The organism is Herbaspirillum aquaticum (genome assembly GCF_002213425.1).
Lineage (GTDB): Bacteria > Pseudomonadota > Gammaproteobacteria > Burkholderiales > Burkholderiaceae_D > Herbaspirillum > Herbaspirillum aquaticum.
Genome location: NZ_NJGV01000002.1, coordinates 281,711 through 298,074 on the forward strand (window position 1 = coordinate 281,711; position 16,364 = coordinate 298,074).

Sequence of the window (16,364 nt, forward strand, 5' to 3'; positions counted from 1 at the left end):
CATGAGCACCACGATCAATTCTGCCCAAACCTTCACCCTGGAGCGCAACGCTTTTGGACGCCTGGTGTTGACCGATGCCCAGGGCGGGCTGCATGAGCACGTGATTCCGGTGCGTGCATTTCCGATCACCTCGCCTGAACGCGGCCTGTCCCTGGTCAGCAGCGACGGTCACGAACTGGCCTGGATCGATACCCTGGATGAAGTGGATGCGCCGACGCGCCGCCTGATCGAGGAAGAGCTGGCCAGCCGCGAGTTCATGCCGGAGATCCAGCGCATCGTCAGCGTGTCGACCTTCGCCACGCCCAGCGACTGGACCGTGCAGACCACGCGCGGCACCACCACCTTTACGCTCAAGGGCGAGGAAGATATCCGCCGCCTGGCCGCACCGGCGCTGCTGATCGCCGACAGCCACGGCATCCAGTTCCTGATCCGCGACCAGAAGGCGCTGGACAAGCACAGCCGCAAGATCCTGGATCGTTTCCTCTGATCCTTTTTGCCTGCCGCAAAGGAGAACGGCCCTGATGGTGAATCAGGGCCGTTTTTCATTTTCATTCAGTGGATCGCGTTCAGAACTTCTCGTCCGGTCGCAGATAACGCCACTGGCCCGTGGGCAGCTCGCCCAGCTTCACCCCACCGATACGCACGCGCTTCAAGCCGATCACCTTCAGTCCGACCATGTCGCACATGCGGCGGATCTGGCGCTTCTTGCCTTCGCGCAGGGTAAAGCGCAGCTGATCCTCGTTCTGCCATACCACTTTGGCCGGACGCAGCGGCTTGCCGTCCATGATCAGGCCGTGGTTCAGGCGCTTGAGGTCCGATTCGGGCAGCTTGCCGGGACGGGTGTATTGCACGCGCACCAGGTATTCCTTGTCGACCGCCGAATCCTCGCCGATCAGCTGCTTGGCAATGCGGCCATCCTGGGTCAGCACCAGCAGGCCCACCGAATCGATGTCCAGCCGTCCGGCCGGTACCAGGCTCTTCAACTGGCGCGGGTGGAAGCGCATCTCGGTCTGGTCTTCGGCCCAGCGCGACTGTTCGTTGACCAGCACCATGGCCGGCTTGTAGCCATCCTCGGCCTGGCCGCTGACGTAGCCCATGGGCTTGTTGATCAGGATGGTCACGCGCTGGGCCTGCTCGGCGCTGGCCTGGCGTTCCACGGTCACCTTCTGGTGCGGCAGCACCTTGCTGCCCAGCACCGACACCACCTGGCCATCCACGCGCACCCAGCCCTTTTCTATCCATTCGTCGGCTTCGCGGCGCGAGCACAGGCCGAGTTCGGACATGCGTTTGGAAAGTCGTACAGGTTCAGTCATGGGGATTGCCTTGCGAAAAACGGAGGGCCGGCCAGCGGCGAGGGTGAGATTGTACGGCCAGCCGCGCCGCCGCGCCAGACTTGGGCGACAGCGCGGACAAGGTGAGGCGGGTCAGATGCGCAGGGTCTGCAGCAGTTCGGTTTCCAGCATGATCTGGTTGCGCGGCTGGGACAGGCCGGGACCGTCGATGAGGAACACGTCTTCCACGCGCTCGCCCAGGGTCATGACCTTGGCCGTATGCAGGTTGATGCGGTACTTGGCCAGCACGTTGGAGATCGAATACAGCAACCCGGCGCGGTCATTGGCCGAGACCGACAGCAGGTAGTACTGGCCGCGCTCATCGGGGCGCAGGTCCACCGAGGGATTGACCGGGAAGGTGCGCGACAGGCGCGACAGGCGGGCCTTGGAAGGCGCCGGCAGCGGAGCGTCGGACTGCAGCAGGGCGCCCAGTTCGTGTTCGATCAGGTTGATGATGTCGCGGTAGTTCTTGGCGAAGACCGGGGCATTGATCAGGAAGGCGTCCAGCGCGTAATCGTTGCGGGTCGTGTGGATCTTGGCGTCGAAGATGCTGAAGCTCTTTTCGTCGAAGTAGCTGCAGATGCGCGCAAACAGGTCAGGGCGGTCGGGCGTGTAGACCGCCACCTGAACGCCTTCGCCAATCGGTGCCAGGCGGCAGCGCACCAGCGGAACCCCGGTGTCGACCTTGTCGTAGAAGCAGCGCGTCTGCCAGGCGATGTCGGAGGCGTCGTGACGCAGGAAGTAGGCCACGTCGAGCTGCTTCCACAGCGCCTCGTGGGCGTCGGCCGGCAGGCCGTACAGGCGCAGGGTCTTGATGGCTTCCTGCTGGGTGTTCTTCAGTTCGCGGTCGGCCGAGGGTGCCTCGCCGCCCAGCACGCGCAGGGTCATGCGGTACAGGTCTTCCAGCAGCTTGCCCTTCCAGGCGTTCCAGACCTTGGGGCTGGTGCCGCGGATATCGGCCACCGTCAGCAGGTAGAGCGCGGTCAGGTGGCGCTCGTCCTTGACCAACTGCGCGAAGGCGGTGATGACATCGGGGTCCGACATGTCCTGCTTCTGCGCCACGTGCGACATGGCCAGATGCTGCTCCACCAGGAACACGATCAGCTCGGTATTGTCCGGCGAGATGCCATGCTGCTCGCAGAAGGCCCGCGCGTCGGCCATGCCCAGCTTGGAGTGGTCGCCGCCACGGCCCTTGGCGATGTCGTGGAACAGGGCCGCGATGTAGAGCACCCAGGGCTGGCCAAAGTTGGCCATGAGCTGGCTGCAGAAGGGATATTCATGCGCATGTTCGCTCATCGTGAAGCGGCGCACATTGCGCACCACCATCAGGATGTGCTGGTCCACCGTGTAGACGTGGAACAGGTCATGCTGCATTTGGCCGACGATCTGGCGGAAGTTCGGCAGGTAGCGTCCCAGCACGCTGGTGCTGTTCATCCCGCGCAGGGCGTGGGTGATACCGCGCTTGCTCTGGATGATCTGCATGAACAGGCGGTGATTTTCCGGATTGGCACGGAAGGCATTGTCGATCTTGAAACGCGCATGCCATAGCGCCCGCAGGGTACGTGCCGACATATCCTTCAGTTCCGGATGCTCGGAAAGCACCAGGAAGACTTCCAGCATGGCCGAAGGCGTCTCCTCGAAGACCTTGTCATGGGCGATGTCGACGAAGCCGTTGACTTCGTTGAAGCGCTCGTTGAGCGGACGCGGTACAGCCTGCTGCGGGAACAGGTGCGCTTCGATGTTCTGCAGCAGGATGGTGTTGAGCTGCGTGACTGCCTTGGCTGCCCAGTAATAGCGCTGCATCAGGTATTCGCTGGCGCGGCGGGTATCGGTGGTCTTGAAGCCGAAGGTCTCGGCGATCTGGGTCTGGATGTCGAAGACCAGCCGGTCTTCGCGGCGGTCGGTGAGGATGTGCAGGCGGATGCGGATGTCCTTGAAGGCGCGTTCCTTCTGGCGCAACTGGCGCGCCTCGGTGGAGGTCAGCATGCCGTGTTCGGCCAGCTCGCCCCAGGAGTTGCCCAGGCCCGCCGCCTTGGCCACCCACAGGATCACCTGCAGGTCGCGCAGGCCGCCGGGGCTTTCCTTGCAGTTGGGTTCGAGGCTGTAGGGCGTGTCTTCATATTTGATGTGGCGCTGGCGCATTTCCAGGGTCTTGGCCTGGAAGAAGGCCAGCGGGTCCAGCGCCGCATGGTAGCGCTCCTGCAATTTCTTGAAGAGCGCGCGGTTGCCGGTCACCAGGCGGGCTTCCAGGAGGCTGGTCTGCACCGTGATGTCGGCGGCGGATTCATCCAGGCACTCGTCGATGGTGCGGATGCTGTGGCCGATTTCCAGTCCGATGTCCCAGAACAGCTGCACCAGGGATTCCAGCTTTTCCTTCTTGGCCGCATCCGGGGCCTGGTCCAGCAGGATCAGCACGTCCACATCCGAGTGCGGGAACAGCTCGCCGCGGCCATATCCACCCACGGCCACCAGGGCGGCATTGCCGGACATGCCCAGTTCTTCCCAGGCAGTAGTGAGGGCTTCGTCCACGTTGCGGCGCAACTGGGCCAGCAACTGCTCGGTCTTGTGGTTGGACTGGAACACCTCGATGGCTTGCTGGCGCGCGGCCTTGAGCTGTTTCTTGAGCGTGATGGCGAGTGTGGGCATCGTGGTAGGCAATCAGGGCAAGCAGGGCGGCGGGGCGGCGCCTATATGAACAAAGCCGCATCCCCATGCGGCTTTGCGCCCCAAGCAGGTTTCGTGCCGGAAACTGTGTGCAGGCGGGATGGGCACATGGTTCCGGCGGCCAGGATCACGCCGGGGAGGCGACCTGGTTCTGGATGAAGGCCGGCGGTGCCGGCATGCCGGGCGAGACCGTCAGCACTTCGAAGCCGGTCTCGGTCACCAGCACGGTGTGTTCCCATTGGGCCGAGAGGCTGCGGTCCTTGGTCTTGATGGTCCAGCCATCGCCCATTTCGCGGATTTCGCGGCGGCCGGCGTTGATCATCGGTTCCACCGTGAAGATCATGCCGGCTTCCAGCTTCTCCAGCGTGCCGGGGCGGCCGTAGTGCAGGACCTGCGGTTCTTCATGGAAGACCTTGCCGATGCCGTGGCCGCAGAACTCGCGCACCACGCTGTAACCGGCCTTTTCGGCGTGCTGCTGGATGACGTGGCCGATATCGCCCAGGTGTGCGCCCGGCTTGATCTTGGAGATGCCCAGCCACATGCATTCGTAAGTGATCTCGGTCAGGCGGCGCGCCAGGATGGACGGTTCGCCCAGGAAGAACATGCGGCTGGTGTCGCCGTGGTAGCCATTCTTGATGATGGTGACGTCGATGTTGAGGACGTCGCCGTTCTTCATCACCTTGTCGCCGGGGATGCCGTGGCAGATCACGTCGTTGAGGGAGGTGCAGATGGCCTTGGGGTAGGGCGTGTAACCCGGCGGGCAGTAGTTCAGCGGGGCCGGGATGCTGCCTTGTACGTTGGTCATGTACTCGTGGCAGAGGCGGTCGATCTCGCCGGTGCTTACGCCCGGTTTCACGAAGGGGGTGATGTAGTCCAGCACCTCGGCGGCCAGGCGGCCGGCCACGCGCATGCCTTCGATGTCTTCGGCGGTCTTGATGGTGATGTTGCCCATGATGAATCGCAATTCGCTAGAAAATCGTCAAGACGGGATTATAGACGACAGGGGTGGTTTCTGTTTTGCCCGCTCCGGGCGGGATGGCGCGGAGCGGTAATGGCTGTCCAGTCCGGTTTGATGTGCTACTTGAACAAAAGTGTAGGGTCGAGTAGAATGCCGGGCTGATCTGAAAACCACAGATTGGTTGTCGAATGCGGTGTGCGGAATGATTCTTCATGTCTGTTTGGCAATAAGTGTTGTAATTTATTTTTTGAAACGCGAATCCGTTCGCTAAAAGGGTGTCCGGCTGCATGAGCCGGATGACCGAGCGGATTCCAGACCTAACCCTGGAGAAATTCATGTCCGTTACCATGCGCGAAATGCTGGAAGCCGGTGTCCACTTCGGTCACCAAACCCGCTTCTGGAACCCCAAGATGGCCCCCTTCATTTTCGGCCATCGCAACAAGATTCACATCGTCAATCTGGAAAAGACCCTGGGCATGTACCAGGAAGCCGTCAAGTACGTGCGCCAGCTGTCGGCCAACCGCGGCACCATCCTGTTCGTCGGTACCAAGCGTCAAGCCCGCGAAATCCTGGCCACCGAAGCGCAGCGCGCTGGCGTGCCCTACGTTGACCAGCGCTGGCTGGGCGGCATGCTGACCAACTTCAAGACCATCAAGACCTCCATCAAGCGCCTGAAGGACATGGAAGCTGCCCTGGAAGACGGTTCGGTCGAGAAGCTGTCCAAGAAGGAAGCCCTGCTGTTCAGCCGCGAGCAAGAAAAGCTGCAGAAGGCCATCGGCGGCATCAAGGACATGGGCGGCATTCCTGACGCCATCTTCGTCATCGACGTCGGCTACCACAAGGGCGCCATCACCGAAGCTGCCAAGCTGGGCATCCCGGTCATCGGCGTGGTCGATACCAACCACTCGCCCGAAGGCGTCACCTACGTGATCCCGGGTAACGACGACTCCGCCAAGGCGATCGCACTGTACGCTCGCGGCATGGCTGACGCCGTGCTGGAAGGCCGCGCTAACGCCGTCAACGACGTCGTTGAAGCAGTCAAGGGCGATGAATTCGTCGAGGTCGAGCAGGCTTGATTCTGCTCTTCCGGTAGTACGGTAGTCCAAAAAGGGGTGACAGCGGGTAGTGACGCAGTGGCCCCTTTTTTTTGATTCAATTTTCGAGTTTCAGGCATGCCGCATGCGCGGGATGCCTCCAAGTCAGGAGAAAAGTATGGCGGCAATTACCGCAGCAATGGTGGGCGATCTGCGCGCGAAGACCGACGCGCCGATGATGGAATGCAAGAAGGCGCTGACCGAAGCCGATGGCGACATGGCCAAGGCCGAAGAAATCCTGCGCGTCAAGCTGGGCAGCAAGGCTTCCAAGGCCTCTTCCCGCATCACCGCAGAAGGCGTCATCTCGACCTACATCGCTGGCAACGTCGGCGCCCTGGTCGAAGTGAACTGCGAAACCGACTTCGTGACCAAGAACGACGAGTTCATCGGTCTGGTCGAAGCCGCTGCCAAGCTGGTGGTCGAACAGAACCCGGCTGACGTGGCTGCCCTGGGCGCCTGCAAGCTGCCCGACGGCAAGACCCTGGAAGAACTGCGCACCGAACTGATCGGCCGCATCGGCGAGAACATGTCGTTCCGTCGCTTCCAGCGTTTCGAAACCACCGGCAAGCTGGCTTCCTACCTGCACGGCACCCGCATCGGCGTGATCGTCGAGTTCGACGGCGCCGAAGAGCAGGTCGGCAAGGATGTGGCCATGCACATCGCCGCCATGAAGCCGGTCGCCCTGTCGGCCGAGCAAGTGCCGGCCGACCTGATCGAGAAGGAACGCTCGGTCGCGGCCCTGAAGGCTGCCGAATCCGGCAAGCCGGCTGAGATCGTCGCCAAGATGGTCGACGGTTCGGTGCAGAAGTACCTGAAGGAAGTGTCCCTGTTCAACCAGGCTTTCGTGAAGAACGACAAGCAAAGCGTCGAACAGATGCTCAAGGCGGCCAATACCACCGTCAAGTCGTTCGCCATGTACGTGGTTGGCGAAGGCATCGAGAAGAAGCAGGACGACTTCGCAGCTGAAGTGGCAGCGCAAGTGGCTGCAGCGAAACAAGCTCAGTAAGCGTCGCAGGAAAAACGGGCCGAGAGGCCCGTTTTTTTAAGCCGGGCTCCGGAACTTTCGGGGCCGCCTGCATCTACAGTCAGGATCATCCGTCGGATGAATGCTGACATGCAGCGGCAGGCCCGGCAGCAGTAGCCGGCAGGCAGCAAGCAGCAAAGCGTGCAGTAGCAGCAAGACGAAACAGGGCGCAGCAGCACAATCCCCTCATGCGTTCGGACGCCTCCTGATGACGAAACAGCGCCATTTCGTCGGGTGATGGCCAGTGCCGGCGCGTCAATACGTAATTCAACCTCGGACAGAACACGGAGCCCTGCAATGACAACACCAGCGTACAAGCGCGTACTCCTCAAACTCTCCGGCGAAGCACTGATGGGCGACGACGCCTACGGTATCAATCGCGCGACCATCGAACGCATGGTCGCGGATGTAGCAGAAATCAGCAAACTGGGTGTGGAGCTGGCCATCGTGATCGGTGGCGGCAACATTTTCCGCGGCGTGGCGCCGGGTGCCCAGGGCATGGATCGGGCGACCGCCGACTACATGGGCATGCTGGCCACCGTCATGAACTCGCTGGCCCTGGCCGATGCGATGCGCCAGGCTGGCCTGACGGCCCGCGTGATGTCGGCCATCGGCATCGAGCAGGTGGTCGAGCCCTATGTGCGCCCCAAGGCGCTGCAATACCTGGAAGAAGGCAAGATCGTGGTCTTCGCCGCCGGTACCGGCAACCCCTTCTTCACCACCGATACTGCCGCCGCCCTGCGTGGCTCGGAAATCGGTGCGCAGATCGTGTTGAAGGCGACCAAGGTCGACGGCGTCTACACGGCTGACCCGAAGAAGGACCCGGCGGCCACCCGCTACCAGTCGATTTCCTTCGATGAAGCCATCGCCAAGCACCTGCAGGTGATGGATGCAACCGCCTTTGCCCTGTGCCGCGACCAGAAACTGCCGATCAAGGTGTTTTCCATCGTCAAGCCGGGCGCATTGAAGAGCGTGGTCATGGGTGCCGACGAAGGGACCCTGGTCCACGTCTGAAGCACCGCGCAACGATATTGCAGATCAGAAACCGGCCGCAGGCCGGGATTCCCGTTTACAATGCCCGTCTTTCAGGCATTTGCCATCAAGACAAGCCAAGTTATTGCACCAAAGTTAGGAGAGCAGCATGAGTGTCGCTGACGTCAAGAAAAATACCGAACAGAAGATGGCCAAGTCCATCGAAACCCTGAAGGCCAACCTGGCCAAGGTCCGTACCGGCCGTGCCCACACCGGCCTGCTGGACCAGGTCATGGTCGAATACTATGGTTCGCCCACCGGCCTGTCGCAGGTCGCCAACCTGACCCTGATCGACGCCCGCACCATCGGTGTGCAGCCTTTCGAGAAGAAAATGGCGGCCGTCATCGAAAAGGCCATCCGTGAAGCCGACCTGGGCCTGAACCCGGCCACCCACGGCGACCTGATCCGCGTGCCGATGCCCGCGCTGACCGAAGAACGCCGCAAGGAAATGGTCAAGCTGGTCAAGAGCGAAGCCGAAGATGCCAAGATCGCCGTGCGCAACATCCGCCGCGAAGGCAATGAAGGCCTCAAGAAGCTGGTCAAGGACAAGATCGCCTCGGAAGACGAAGAGCGCCGTGGCCAGGACGAGATCCAGAAGCTGACCGACAAGTTCGTGGCCGACATCGACAAGATGGTCACGGAGAAGGAAAAGGAAGTGATGACGGTGTAAGCCGTCCTGCAGGGCCCAAGCGCGGCTGCCATGGCGGCCGCGCTGCACGAACAAGTCCAAGACAGCAAAAGTGCAGGCGGGGAGCGGGAGAGACGATGGAGATGAAGGCGGGCCGGTTTGTCAAAGCGGCTGCGGCCCGTTACCATGTTGCGCTTCGCTGTCCGTGCACGGAAAAGTAATAAATCATTTACATGAAGCACCAAAGCTCAACTCTGGCGGTTCCGGAGACTTCCGCGGTTCCGCGCCATGTTGCCATCATCATGGACGGCAACGGTCGTTGGGCGACCAAACGTTTCCTGCCGCGCGTGGCGGGGCATGCCAAGGGCGTGGATGCGGTGCGCTCCATCGTCGAGGCCAGCGCTGAACGCGGCATCGAATTCCTGACGCTGTTTGCCTTCAGTTCCGAGAACTGGCGCCGCCCGCCCGACGAGGTGTCGGTCCTGATGCGCCTGTTCATGACGGTGCTCGAACGCGAAGTCGGCAAGATGGCCAACAACGGCATCCGCCTGCGCATCGTCGGCGACATGAGCCGCTTCGATCCCAAACTGCAGGAAATGGCCACCAAGGCCGAAGAGCAGACTGCCGGCAACAGTCGCCTGACGCTGACCGTCTGCGCCAACTATGGCGGCCGCTGGGATGTCATGCAGGCCGTCTCCCGGATGGTCAAGGACAAGCCGGGCGCGACCGACTACACCGAAGAAGAGCTGGCCCCGTACCTGGCCATGGCCTATGCCCCCGAGCCCGACCTCTTCATCCGCACCGGCGGCGAGCAACGCATCTCCAATTTCCTGTTGTGGCAGCTGGCTTACAGCGAGCTGTATTTCACCGAGACCTTCTGGCCTGATTTCGACGCCAAGGCGCTGGACCAGGCCATCGGCTCCTACCAACAACGCGAGCGCCGCTTCGGGCGCACCAGCGCCCAGGTGCTGGACCAGAAAAAGGCTTCCTGATGCTCAAGACGCGTGTCATCACGGCGTTGATCCTCCTGGCAATCCTGCTGCCCATCCTGTATTTCGGTTATTTCCCTGCCTTCGCCATGGCGGTGCTGGTGTTCTTTGCAGCTGGTGCGTGGGAATGCTTCCGCCTCTTCAAGAGCCCGCGTCCTACGGTGTGGGCGCTGGTTTGGACGCTGGTGTTCAGTGTGATCCTGTTCTTCTCCGGCCTGCCCAGCGTGCGTGCGCTGTACGTGCTGTGCGTGCTGCTGTGGGCGCTGCGCTTCGTGCCGGCGCTCGGGCTGGGCCTGCCCAGGATCGAGGCCTTTGGCAATCGCCTGCTCAACGGCACCTACATGCTCTCCATCCTCGGTTGCTTCGTGGCCATCGTGGACCTGTTCCAGCATTCGCCGCTGTACCTGCTCTCGGTGATGGCCGTGGTGTGGGTGGCTGATATCGGTGCCTACTTCTCCGGCAAGGGTTTCGGCCGCCACAAGCTGGCGCCGACCATTTCCCCGGGCAAGTCCTGGGAGGGCGCCATTGGCGGCTGGCTGGCCGTGCTGGTGATTTCGGCGGCGGTCGCCATGTCGATGAGCGGCGGCGAGACCTTCCAGTATCACCTGTTCAATCGCTGGGGCTGGGGCGGCTTTGTCGGTATCCTCAGCCTGATGGTGGTAGCCAGCGTCGTCGGCGACCTCTTCGAGTCGCAACTGAAGCGCCGCGCCGGCATGAAGGACAGCAGCAACCTCTTGCCCGGCCATGGCGGCGTGCTCGATCGTATCGATGCGCTCATCCCGGTGCTGCCGCTGGCAGCACTGGTCGACCTCTGGCTGGCGGCTTCCTGAGCCGCCGCTTTCGTCCTGGAAATTCCATGCAGTCCATCAGCATTCTTGGCTCCACCGGCTCCATCGGCGTGTCCACGCTGGATGTGGTGGCCCGCCACCCCGATCGTTATCGCGTTTTCGCGTTGAGCGCCCATGCCCGGGTGGCTGAACTGGCCGAGCAATGCCAGCGTTTCCGCCCGCAAGTGGCGGTGGTGGGCTCGGCCGACGCGGCGGCGCAATTGCAGGCCCTGCTGCGCGCAGCCAAGCTGTCCACCGAAGTGGCCTATGGCCCGCAAGCCTTGTGCGACATCGCCTCGGCCGACGGCTGCGACATGGTCATGGCGGCCATCGTCGGCGCCGCCGGGCTGGCCTCCACCCTGGCCGCAGCGCGTGCCGGCAAGAAGATCCTGCTGGCCAACAAGGAGGCACTGGTCATCTCCGGCCAGTTGCTCATGGATGCGGTGCAGGCGCACGGCGCCAGCCTGCTGCCAATCGACAGCGAACACAACGCCATCTTCCAGTGCCTGCCGGCCGGCTATAGCCGCTCGATGGCGGCCCATGGTGTCGAAAAGATCCTGCTGACGGCTTCGGGTGGCCCGTTCCTCAACCGCGATGTGAATACCCTTGAGGAGGTCACGGTGGAAGAGGCCGTGGCCCATCCCAAGTGGGTGATGGGGCGCAAGATCTCGGTGGATTCGGCCACCATGATGAACAAGGGCCTGGAAGTGATCGAGGCCCACTGGCTCTTCGGTGCGCCGGCCGACAAGATCGAGGTGGTGATCCATCCGCAGAGCGTGATCCACTCCATGGTTTCCTATGCCGATGGCTCGGTGCTGGCGCAGCTGGGCAACCCTGACATGCGTACGCCCATTGCCAATGCACTGGCCTATCCGGAGCGCATCGCCTCGGGCGTGGCGCCGCTGGACCTGGCGCAGATTGCCCAGCTGTCCTTCTTCCCGCCCGATTACCAGCGCTTCCCCTGCCTGAAACTGGCGTATGATGCCCTGCGAGCCGGCGGGACGCTGGCGGCCATCCTCAATGCCGCCAATGAAGTCGCCGTGCAAGCCTTCCTGGATCGCCGCATCGGCTTCGGGAAGATCGCTCCCCTGATCCAAGCGGTCATGTCCGCCATCCCCAACCGGCAAGCCGATGACATCACGGCCCTGCTGGAGCAGGACCGGCAGGCGCGTGATCATGCCGAGGCCCTGATTTCACGATGAACCTGCTGCATACCCTGATCGCTTTCTTCGTCGCCCTGGGCAGCCTGGTGGTTGTCCATGAGCTGGGGCATTACCTGGTGGCGCGCTGGTGCGGCGTGAAGGTATTGCGTTTCTCGGTGGGCATGGGCCGGGTGATCTGGTCGCGCCGTTTCGGCCGGGATCAGACCGAATGGGCGCTTTCGGTCTTGCCGCTGGGCGGCTACGTGAAGATGCTGGACGCCCGCGAACAGCCTCTGGAAGACATCCCGGAAGCGGATCTCAAGCGCGAATTCACCCGTCAATCCGTCTGGCGTCGCATCGCCATCGTGGCCGCCGGCCCGATCGCCAATTTCCTGCTGGCCATCGTGCTGTTTGCCGGTCTCTACATGCACGGCGTGCCCGAGCCGGTGCCCGTACTGCGCGCCGCGGCCGAACAGACGGCCGCCTACCAGGCCGGCCTGCGGGCGGGCGACCGCATCACGGCCATCAATGGCGCGCCGGTGCAGGTCTGGTCGGAAGTGCGCTGGAAGCTGATGCAGCTGGTGCTGGAAAAGGCGGACGCCCGCATCGATGTCGAGCGCCCCAATCCCAATGGCAGCGGCAAGCTGCTCAATACCGTCACCTTGCGCCTGGGCGGCATCGACAGCAATGAACTGGAAGGCGACTTCCTGGCCAAGCTGGGCTTGTCCCTGGCGCGTCCGCCGGCCGTGCTGGGCAAGATCATGGACGGCCCGGCCAAGACCGCGGGCCTGCAGAGCGGCGACCGCATCACCGCCATCGATGGCGTGCCGGTGCAGGATGGCCTGGCCTTTGTCGAGAAGGTGCGGGAGTCGGCTGGCAAGCCCTTGTTGCTGCAAGCCGTACGCGGCAGCACGCCGCTGGAAGTGCGCGTGACGCCCGATACGGTGGAAGAGGGCGAGAGTGGCAAACGCATCGGCCGCATCAAGGTCGAAGTGCCGCTGGCACCCGAGATGGCCACCGTCAGCGACGATCCCCTGACGGCCGTGGCCAAGGGCGCGCAGCGCACCTGGGATACCAGCGTGATGACCATCAAGATGATCGGCAAGATGATCGTCGGGCAGGTCTCGTTGAAGAACATCACCGGTCCCATCACCATCGCCGACTATGCCGGACAGACTGCCCGCGTGGGCTTGGTGAGCTACCTCAGCTTCCTGGCCTTCATCAGTATCAGCTTGGGTGTGATGAATCTGTTGCCAATCCCGGTTTTAGACGGCGGTCATTTGCTGTATTATGCGCTGGAGATTTTGACAGGACGGCCCGTTTCCGAGCGGTTTGGGGAAATCGCGCAGCGTGCCGGCCTGGGTTTACTGATGGCGCTGATGCTCGTTGCTGCATTCAACGATATCGTGCGACTGATGTTCCAAGGATGAATCCGGCCTGATGCCATCCCCGTCTTGCACGCGAGCAGCGGCGAGGATGGCGAGAAAGACCGGATTTTTTACATTTGCCGGCCACCCCCGATGGCAGTTGTTAAGCAATTGGCAATGGATCAGGAATCCGTTTTCAATTGCTTACCAGCATCATGTCAGGCAGTGCCGCAGCGAAAAACTGTTGATGAACGATAGATGAAATTACACCCTGCGCAACATCCCATTCCGACTCTCTCCCGTCGCCTGATTGCCGCTGCCGCCTTTGCCCTGTGCTCCAGCCAGGCCATGGCGATCACGCCGTTCGTGGTCAAGGACATCCGCGTCGAAGGCATCCAGCGTACTGAAGCCGGTACCGTCTTCAGCTACCTGCCGATGCGCGTGGGCGACACCTTCAACGACGAAAAGGCGACCGCCGCGATCAAGGCGCTGTATGCCACCGGTTTCTTCCGTGACGTGCGCATCGAAGCCGAAGGCGACGTGCTGGTGGTGCAGGTGGTCGAGCGCCCGGCCATTGCCAGCGTCGACTTCTCCGGCATCAAGGAGTTCGACAAGGAACAGCTGACCAAGGCCTTGAAGGAAATCGGCGTGGCGGAGTCGCGCATCTTCGACCGTTCGCAGGTCGATCGTGCCGAACAGGAATTGAAGCGCCAATACCTCTCGCGCGGCCTCTATGGCGCCAAGGTGACCACCACCGTCACCCCGGTGGAGCGCAATCGCGTGGCCATTACCTTTGGCGTGGATGAAGGTGAAGTCTCGCGCATCAAGCAGATCAACTTCGTCGGCAACAAGGTCTTCTCCGACAGCACCCTGCGTGACCAGATCAAGCTGACCACCCCTGGCTGGTTCACCTGGTACACCAAGGCCGACCAGTATTCCAAGGAAAAGCTGCAGGGCGACATCGAAACCCTGCGTTCCTACTACCTGGATCGCGGCTACCTGGAAATGCAGGTCGAGTCGACCCAGGTGTCGATCACGCCCGACAAGAAAGACATCTACATCACCGTCAACATCAAGGAAGGTGAGAAGTACACCGTCTCCGACATCAAGCTGGAAGGCGAGATGTTCGGCATGGAGCCGGAACTGGCCAAGCTGGTGCAACTGAAGAAGGGCGACGTCTATTCTGGCGCCAAACTGACCGACAGCACCAAGAAGATCGGCGAACGCCTGGGCAACTTCGGCTACGCCTTCGCCAACGTCAACGCCAACCCCAACGTGGACCGCGAGAAGAAGGAAGTCGCCTTCACCATCATGGTCGACCCGGGCAAGCGCGTCTACGTGCGTCACGTCAACATCGCCGGCAATACCAAGACCCGCGATGAGGTGATCCGCCGCGAATTCCGCCAGTTCGAGGATTCCTGGTACGACGGCGAAAAGATCAAGCTCTCGCGCGACCGCGTGGACCGCCTGGGCTACTTCAAGGAAGTCACGGTTGATACCCCCGAAGTGCCGGGCACCAGCGATCAGGTCGACGTGAACATGAAGGTCGAAGAAAAGCCGACCGGCAACATCATGGTCGGTGCCGGCTTCTCGCAGTCGGACAAGCTCAGCCTGACCGGCTCGATCTCGCAGGAAAACGCCTTCGGCAGCGGTAACACGGTTGGTATCGACATCAACACCAGCTCGCGCTATCGCACGATTTCGGTCTCGACCACCAACCCGTACTTCACCGATGACGGCATCAGCCGCACCTATGAAGTCTACCTGCGCACCGTTCGTCCGTCGGTCTACACGACCGGTGACTACCGCGTCAAGACGCTGGGCGGCAGCATCAAGTTCGGCGTGCCGTTCTCGGAACTGGACCGCGTGTTCTTCGGTATCGGGGTGGAAAATACCGATGTCAGCACCGATAACACCAGCCCCACGCTGTACCGTCAATACGTGCGCGACTTCGGTGGCGCCGGCGGTGCCGGTTGCGATGTGACGGACGTTTCCTCGACCGCGACTTGCGGCATCGGCAGCGCCCGTACCACCAGCATCCCGCTGACCATCGCATGGCAGCGTGACGGTCGTGACTCGGCCCTGGTGCCGACCACCGGCCGCTACCAGCGCGCCAACTTCGAGGTTTCCTACGTGGGTACCCTGAAGTACTACCGTGCCAGCTACCAGCACCAGTATTTCCAGCCCTTCTTCAGCAAGGCCGTGACCCTGGCCCTGAATGGTGAAGTGGATTATGGCCGCGGCATCGGCAGCAAGCCCTATCCGGTGTTCAAGAACTACTATGCCGGCGGTATCGGCACCGTGCGTGGCTATGAAGCCTCCTCGCTGGGCAGCCTGAAGGACCAGTACGGCGACTCCATGGGCGGCGCTTCGCGTCTGTACGGCAATGCCGAACTGCAGTTCCCGTTCCCGGGTTCGGGCCAGGACCGCACGCTGCGCTGGTTCACCTTCTTTGACGGCGGCAACGTCTTCGCCGATGGCCAGAACATCAAGTTGAACGACCTGCGCTATTCAGCCGGTGTGGGTATCAGCTGGGTGTCGCCGATTGGCCCGTTGAAGCTCAGCTTCGGCAAGCCATTGAACCTGAAGACGGGTGACAAGTCTCAAACCTTCCAGTTCCAACTGGGTACCGGCTTCTAAAGCGGTCATCATTGATTCGTAATACGGAGAGTAATCTTGAAGTTCATGACCAAATCGTTCCTGTCCCTGCAGACCGTCGTGATGGCTGCCTGCCTGTTGAGCTTTGCCCCTGCCCATGCGCAGGAAAGCTCGAAAATCGCCTTCGTGAGCACCGAGCGCATCTTCCGCGAAGCGGCGCCTGCCAAGGCTGCCCAAACCAAGCTGGAAGCCGAGTTCGCCAAGCGTGACCGTGACCTGCAAGACATGGCTGCACGTCTGAAGGCCCAGTCCGACAAGCTGGACAAGGATGCCGCCGTGCTGTCGGATTCCGACCGCGCCAAGCGCCAGCGTGACCTGTCCGACCTGGACAAGGAATTCCAGCGCAAGCAGCGCGAATTCCGTGAAGACCTGAACCAGCGCCGCAACGAGGAACTGTCCGTGGTCCTGGAACGCACCAACAAGGTGATCCGCCAGATCGCCGAAGCCGAGAAATACGACATCGTCTTCCAGGAAGCCGTCTACGCTTCCAAGCGCATCGACATCACCGACAAGGTGTTGAAGGAACTGGCCAAGTAATTGCTGCCTCAACCATGCGGGCGCAGGGCGGAAACGTCCCTGCGCCCGCATGTCGCTTCAGAGGCTGCCGTCAGGGCAGCCTTTGTTCTACCGTAAGCCAAGCAACGCCTATC

General features: G+C 62.0%; 14 protein-coding genes. 11 read left to right on the forward strand and 3 right to left on the reverse strand.

From position 1 onward, the window contains the following. Position 1 precedes the first annotated feature (1 nt). Entirely contained in the window at positions 2–487 is a 486-nt protein-coding gene (locus CEJ45_RS03640; protein ID WP_088753851.1) for a cyanophycin metabolism-associated DUF1854 family protein, read from the forward strand. 79 nt (positions 488–566) lie between these two features. Here the strand turns inward: CEJ45_RS03640 and CEJ45_RS03645 are convergent, their stop codons facing one another. The 3 genes from CEJ45_RS03645 to map form a co-directional block, all read right to left on the reverse strand. Further along, positions 567–1,313 (reverse strand): pseudouridine synthase, encoded by a 747-nt coding sequence (locus CEJ45_RS03645; RefSeq protein WP_034332946.1) that lies wholly within the window; start codon positions 1,311–1,313, stop codon positions 567–569. A 111-nt stretch (positions 1,314–1,424) separates the two neighbouring features. Next, positions 1,425–3,977: a [protein-PII] uridylyltransferase gene (locus CEJ45_RS03650; RefSeq protein WP_088753852.1), complete on the reverse strand. Its 2,553-nt coding sequence runs from the start codon at positions 3,975–3,977 to the stop codon at positions 1,425–1,427. Between the two features lie 145 nt (positions 3,978–4,122). After that, positions 4,123–4,947: a type I methionyl aminopeptidase gene (gene map, locus CEJ45_RS03655; RefSeq protein ID WP_088753853.1), complete on the reverse strand. Its 825-nt coding sequence runs from the start codon at positions 4,945–4,947 to the stop codon at positions 4,123–4,125. A gap of 341 nt (positions 4,948–5,288) precedes the next feature. On the opposite strand from map, the gene rpsB reads away from it, so the two are divergent. The 10 genes from rpsB (at position 5,289) to CEJ45_RS03705 (ending at position 16,251) form a co-directional block, all read left to right on the forward strand. After that, positions 5,289–6,029: a 30S ribosomal protein S2 gene (gene rpsB / locus CEJ45_RS03660; protein WP_088753854.1), complete on the forward strand. Its 741-nt coding sequence runs from the start codon at positions 5,289–5,291 to the stop codon at positions 6,027–6,029. Positions 6,030–6,165: 136 nt separating this feature from the next. Then, on the forward strand, positions 6,166–7,053 hold the full coding sequence (tsf, locus tag CEJ45_RS03665; RefSeq protein ID WP_088753855.1) for a translation elongation factor Ts: 888 nt from the start codon (positions 6,166–6,168) through the stop codon (positions 7,051–7,053). A gap of 315 nt (positions 7,054–7,368) precedes the next feature. Continuing rightward, a complete protein-coding gene (pyrH, locus tag CEJ45_RS03670) occupies positions 7,369–8,085 on the forward strand; it encodes a UMP kinase (RefSeq protein WP_088753856.1) in 717 nt (238 codons plus the stop codon). A 127-nt stretch (positions 8,086–8,212) separates the two neighbouring features. Next, a complete protein-coding gene (gene frr / locus CEJ45_RS03675; protein ID WP_088753857.1) occupies positions 8,213–8,773 on the forward strand; it encodes a ribosome recycling factor in 561 nt (186 codons plus the stop codon). Between the two features lie 191 nt (positions 8,774–8,964). Beyond that, on the forward strand, positions 8,965–9,723 hold the full coding sequence (uppS, locus tag CEJ45_RS03680) for a polyprenyl diphosphate synthase (protein WP_088753858.1): 759 nt from the start codon (positions 8,965–8,967) through the stop codon (positions 9,721–9,723). Next, a complete protein-coding gene (locus tag CEJ45_RS03685) occupies positions 9,723–10,550 on the forward strand; it encodes a phosphatidate cytidylyltransferase (protein WP_088753859.1) in 828 nt (275 codons plus the stop codon). Before uppS ends, CEJ45_RS03685 begins: the two co-directional genes overlap by 1 nt. Positions 10,551–10,576: 26 nt before the next feature. Next, positions 10,577–11,749, forward strand: a complete 1,173-nt coding sequence (ispC, locus tag CEJ45_RS03690) for a 1-deoxy-D-xylulose-5-phosphate reductoisomerase (protein WP_088753860.1) — start codon at positions 10,577–10,579, stop codon at positions 11,747–11,749. Further along, entirely contained in the window at positions 11,746–13,119 is a 1,374-nt protein-coding gene (rseP, locus tag CEJ45_RS03695) for an RIP metalloprotease RseP (RefSeq protein ID WP_088753861.1), read from the forward strand. Before ispC ends, rseP begins: the two co-directional genes overlap by 4 nt. A 195-nt stretch (positions 13,120–13,314) precedes the next feature. After that, positions 13,315–15,696 carry an outer membrane protein assembly factor BamA gene (bamA, locus tag CEJ45_RS03700; RefSeq protein ID WP_088753862.1) on the forward strand — a complete coding sequence of 794 codons (2,382 nt, stop codon included), beginning with the start codon at positions 13,315–13,317 and terminating at the stop codon, positions 15,694–15,696. A gap of 45 nt (positions 15,697–15,741) precedes the next feature. Further along, the gene (locus CEJ45_RS03705) at positions 15,742–16,251 is read left to right on the forward strand and encodes an OmpH/Skp family outer membrane protein (RefSeq protein ID WP_229296936.1); all 510 of its coding nucleotides are present in this window, start codon (positions 15,742–15,744) and stop codon (positions 16,249–16,251) included. Positions 16,252–16,364: the final 113 nt, after the last annotated feature.

Coding starts and splice junctions, on each gene's coding strand:
- CEJ45_RS03640 (WP_088753851.1), top strand. CDS start 2: ATGAGCACCACGATCAATTCTGCCCAAACCTTCACCCTGGAGCGCAAC.
- CEJ45_RS03645 (WP_034332946.1), bottom strand. CDS start 1,313: ATGACTGAACCTGTACGACTTTCCAAACGCATGTCCGAACTCGGCCTG.
- CEJ45_RS03650 (WP_088753852.1), bottom strand. CDS start 3,977: ATGCCCACACTCGCCATCACGCTCAAGAAACAGCTCAAGGCCGCGCGC.
- map (WP_088753853.1), bottom strand. CDS start 4,947: ATGGGCAACATCACCATCAAGACCGCCGAAGACATCGAAGGCATGCGC.
- rpsB (WP_088753854.1), top strand. CDS start 5,289: ATGTCCGTTACCATGCGCGAAATGCTGGAAGCCGGTGTCCACTTCGGT.
- tsf (WP_088753855.1), top strand. CDS start 6,166: ATGGCGGCAATTACCGCAGCAATGGTGGGCGATCTGCGCGCGAAGACC.
- pyrH (WP_088753856.1), top strand. CDS start 7,369: ATGACAACACCAGCGTACAAGCGCGTACTCCTCAAACTCTCCGGCGAA.
- frr (WP_088753857.1), top strand. CDS start 8,213: ATGAGTGTCGCTGACGTCAAGAAAAATACCGAACAGAAGATGGCCAAG.
- uppS (WP_088753858.1), top strand. CDS start 8,965: ATGAAGCACCAAAGCTCAACTCTGGCGGTTCCGGAGACTTCCGCGGTT.
- CEJ45_RS03685 (WP_088753859.1), top strand. CDS start 9,723: ATGCTCAAGACGCGTGTCATCACGGCGTTGATCCTCCTGGCAATCCTG.
- ispC (WP_088753860.1), top strand. CDS start 10,577: ATGCAGTCCATCAGCATTCTTGGCTCCACCGGCTCCATCGGCGTGTCC.
- rseP (WP_088753861.1), top strand. CDS start 11,746: ATGAACCTGCTGCATACCCTGATCGCTTTCTTCGTCGCCCTGGGCAGC.
- bamA (WP_088753862.1), top strand. CDS start 13,315: ATGAAATTACACCCTGCGCAACATCCCATTCCGACTCTCTCCCGTCGC.
- CEJ45_RS03705 (WP_229296936.1), top strand. CDS start 15,742: ATGACCAAATCGTTCCTGTCCCTGCAGACCGTCGTGATGGCTGCCTGC.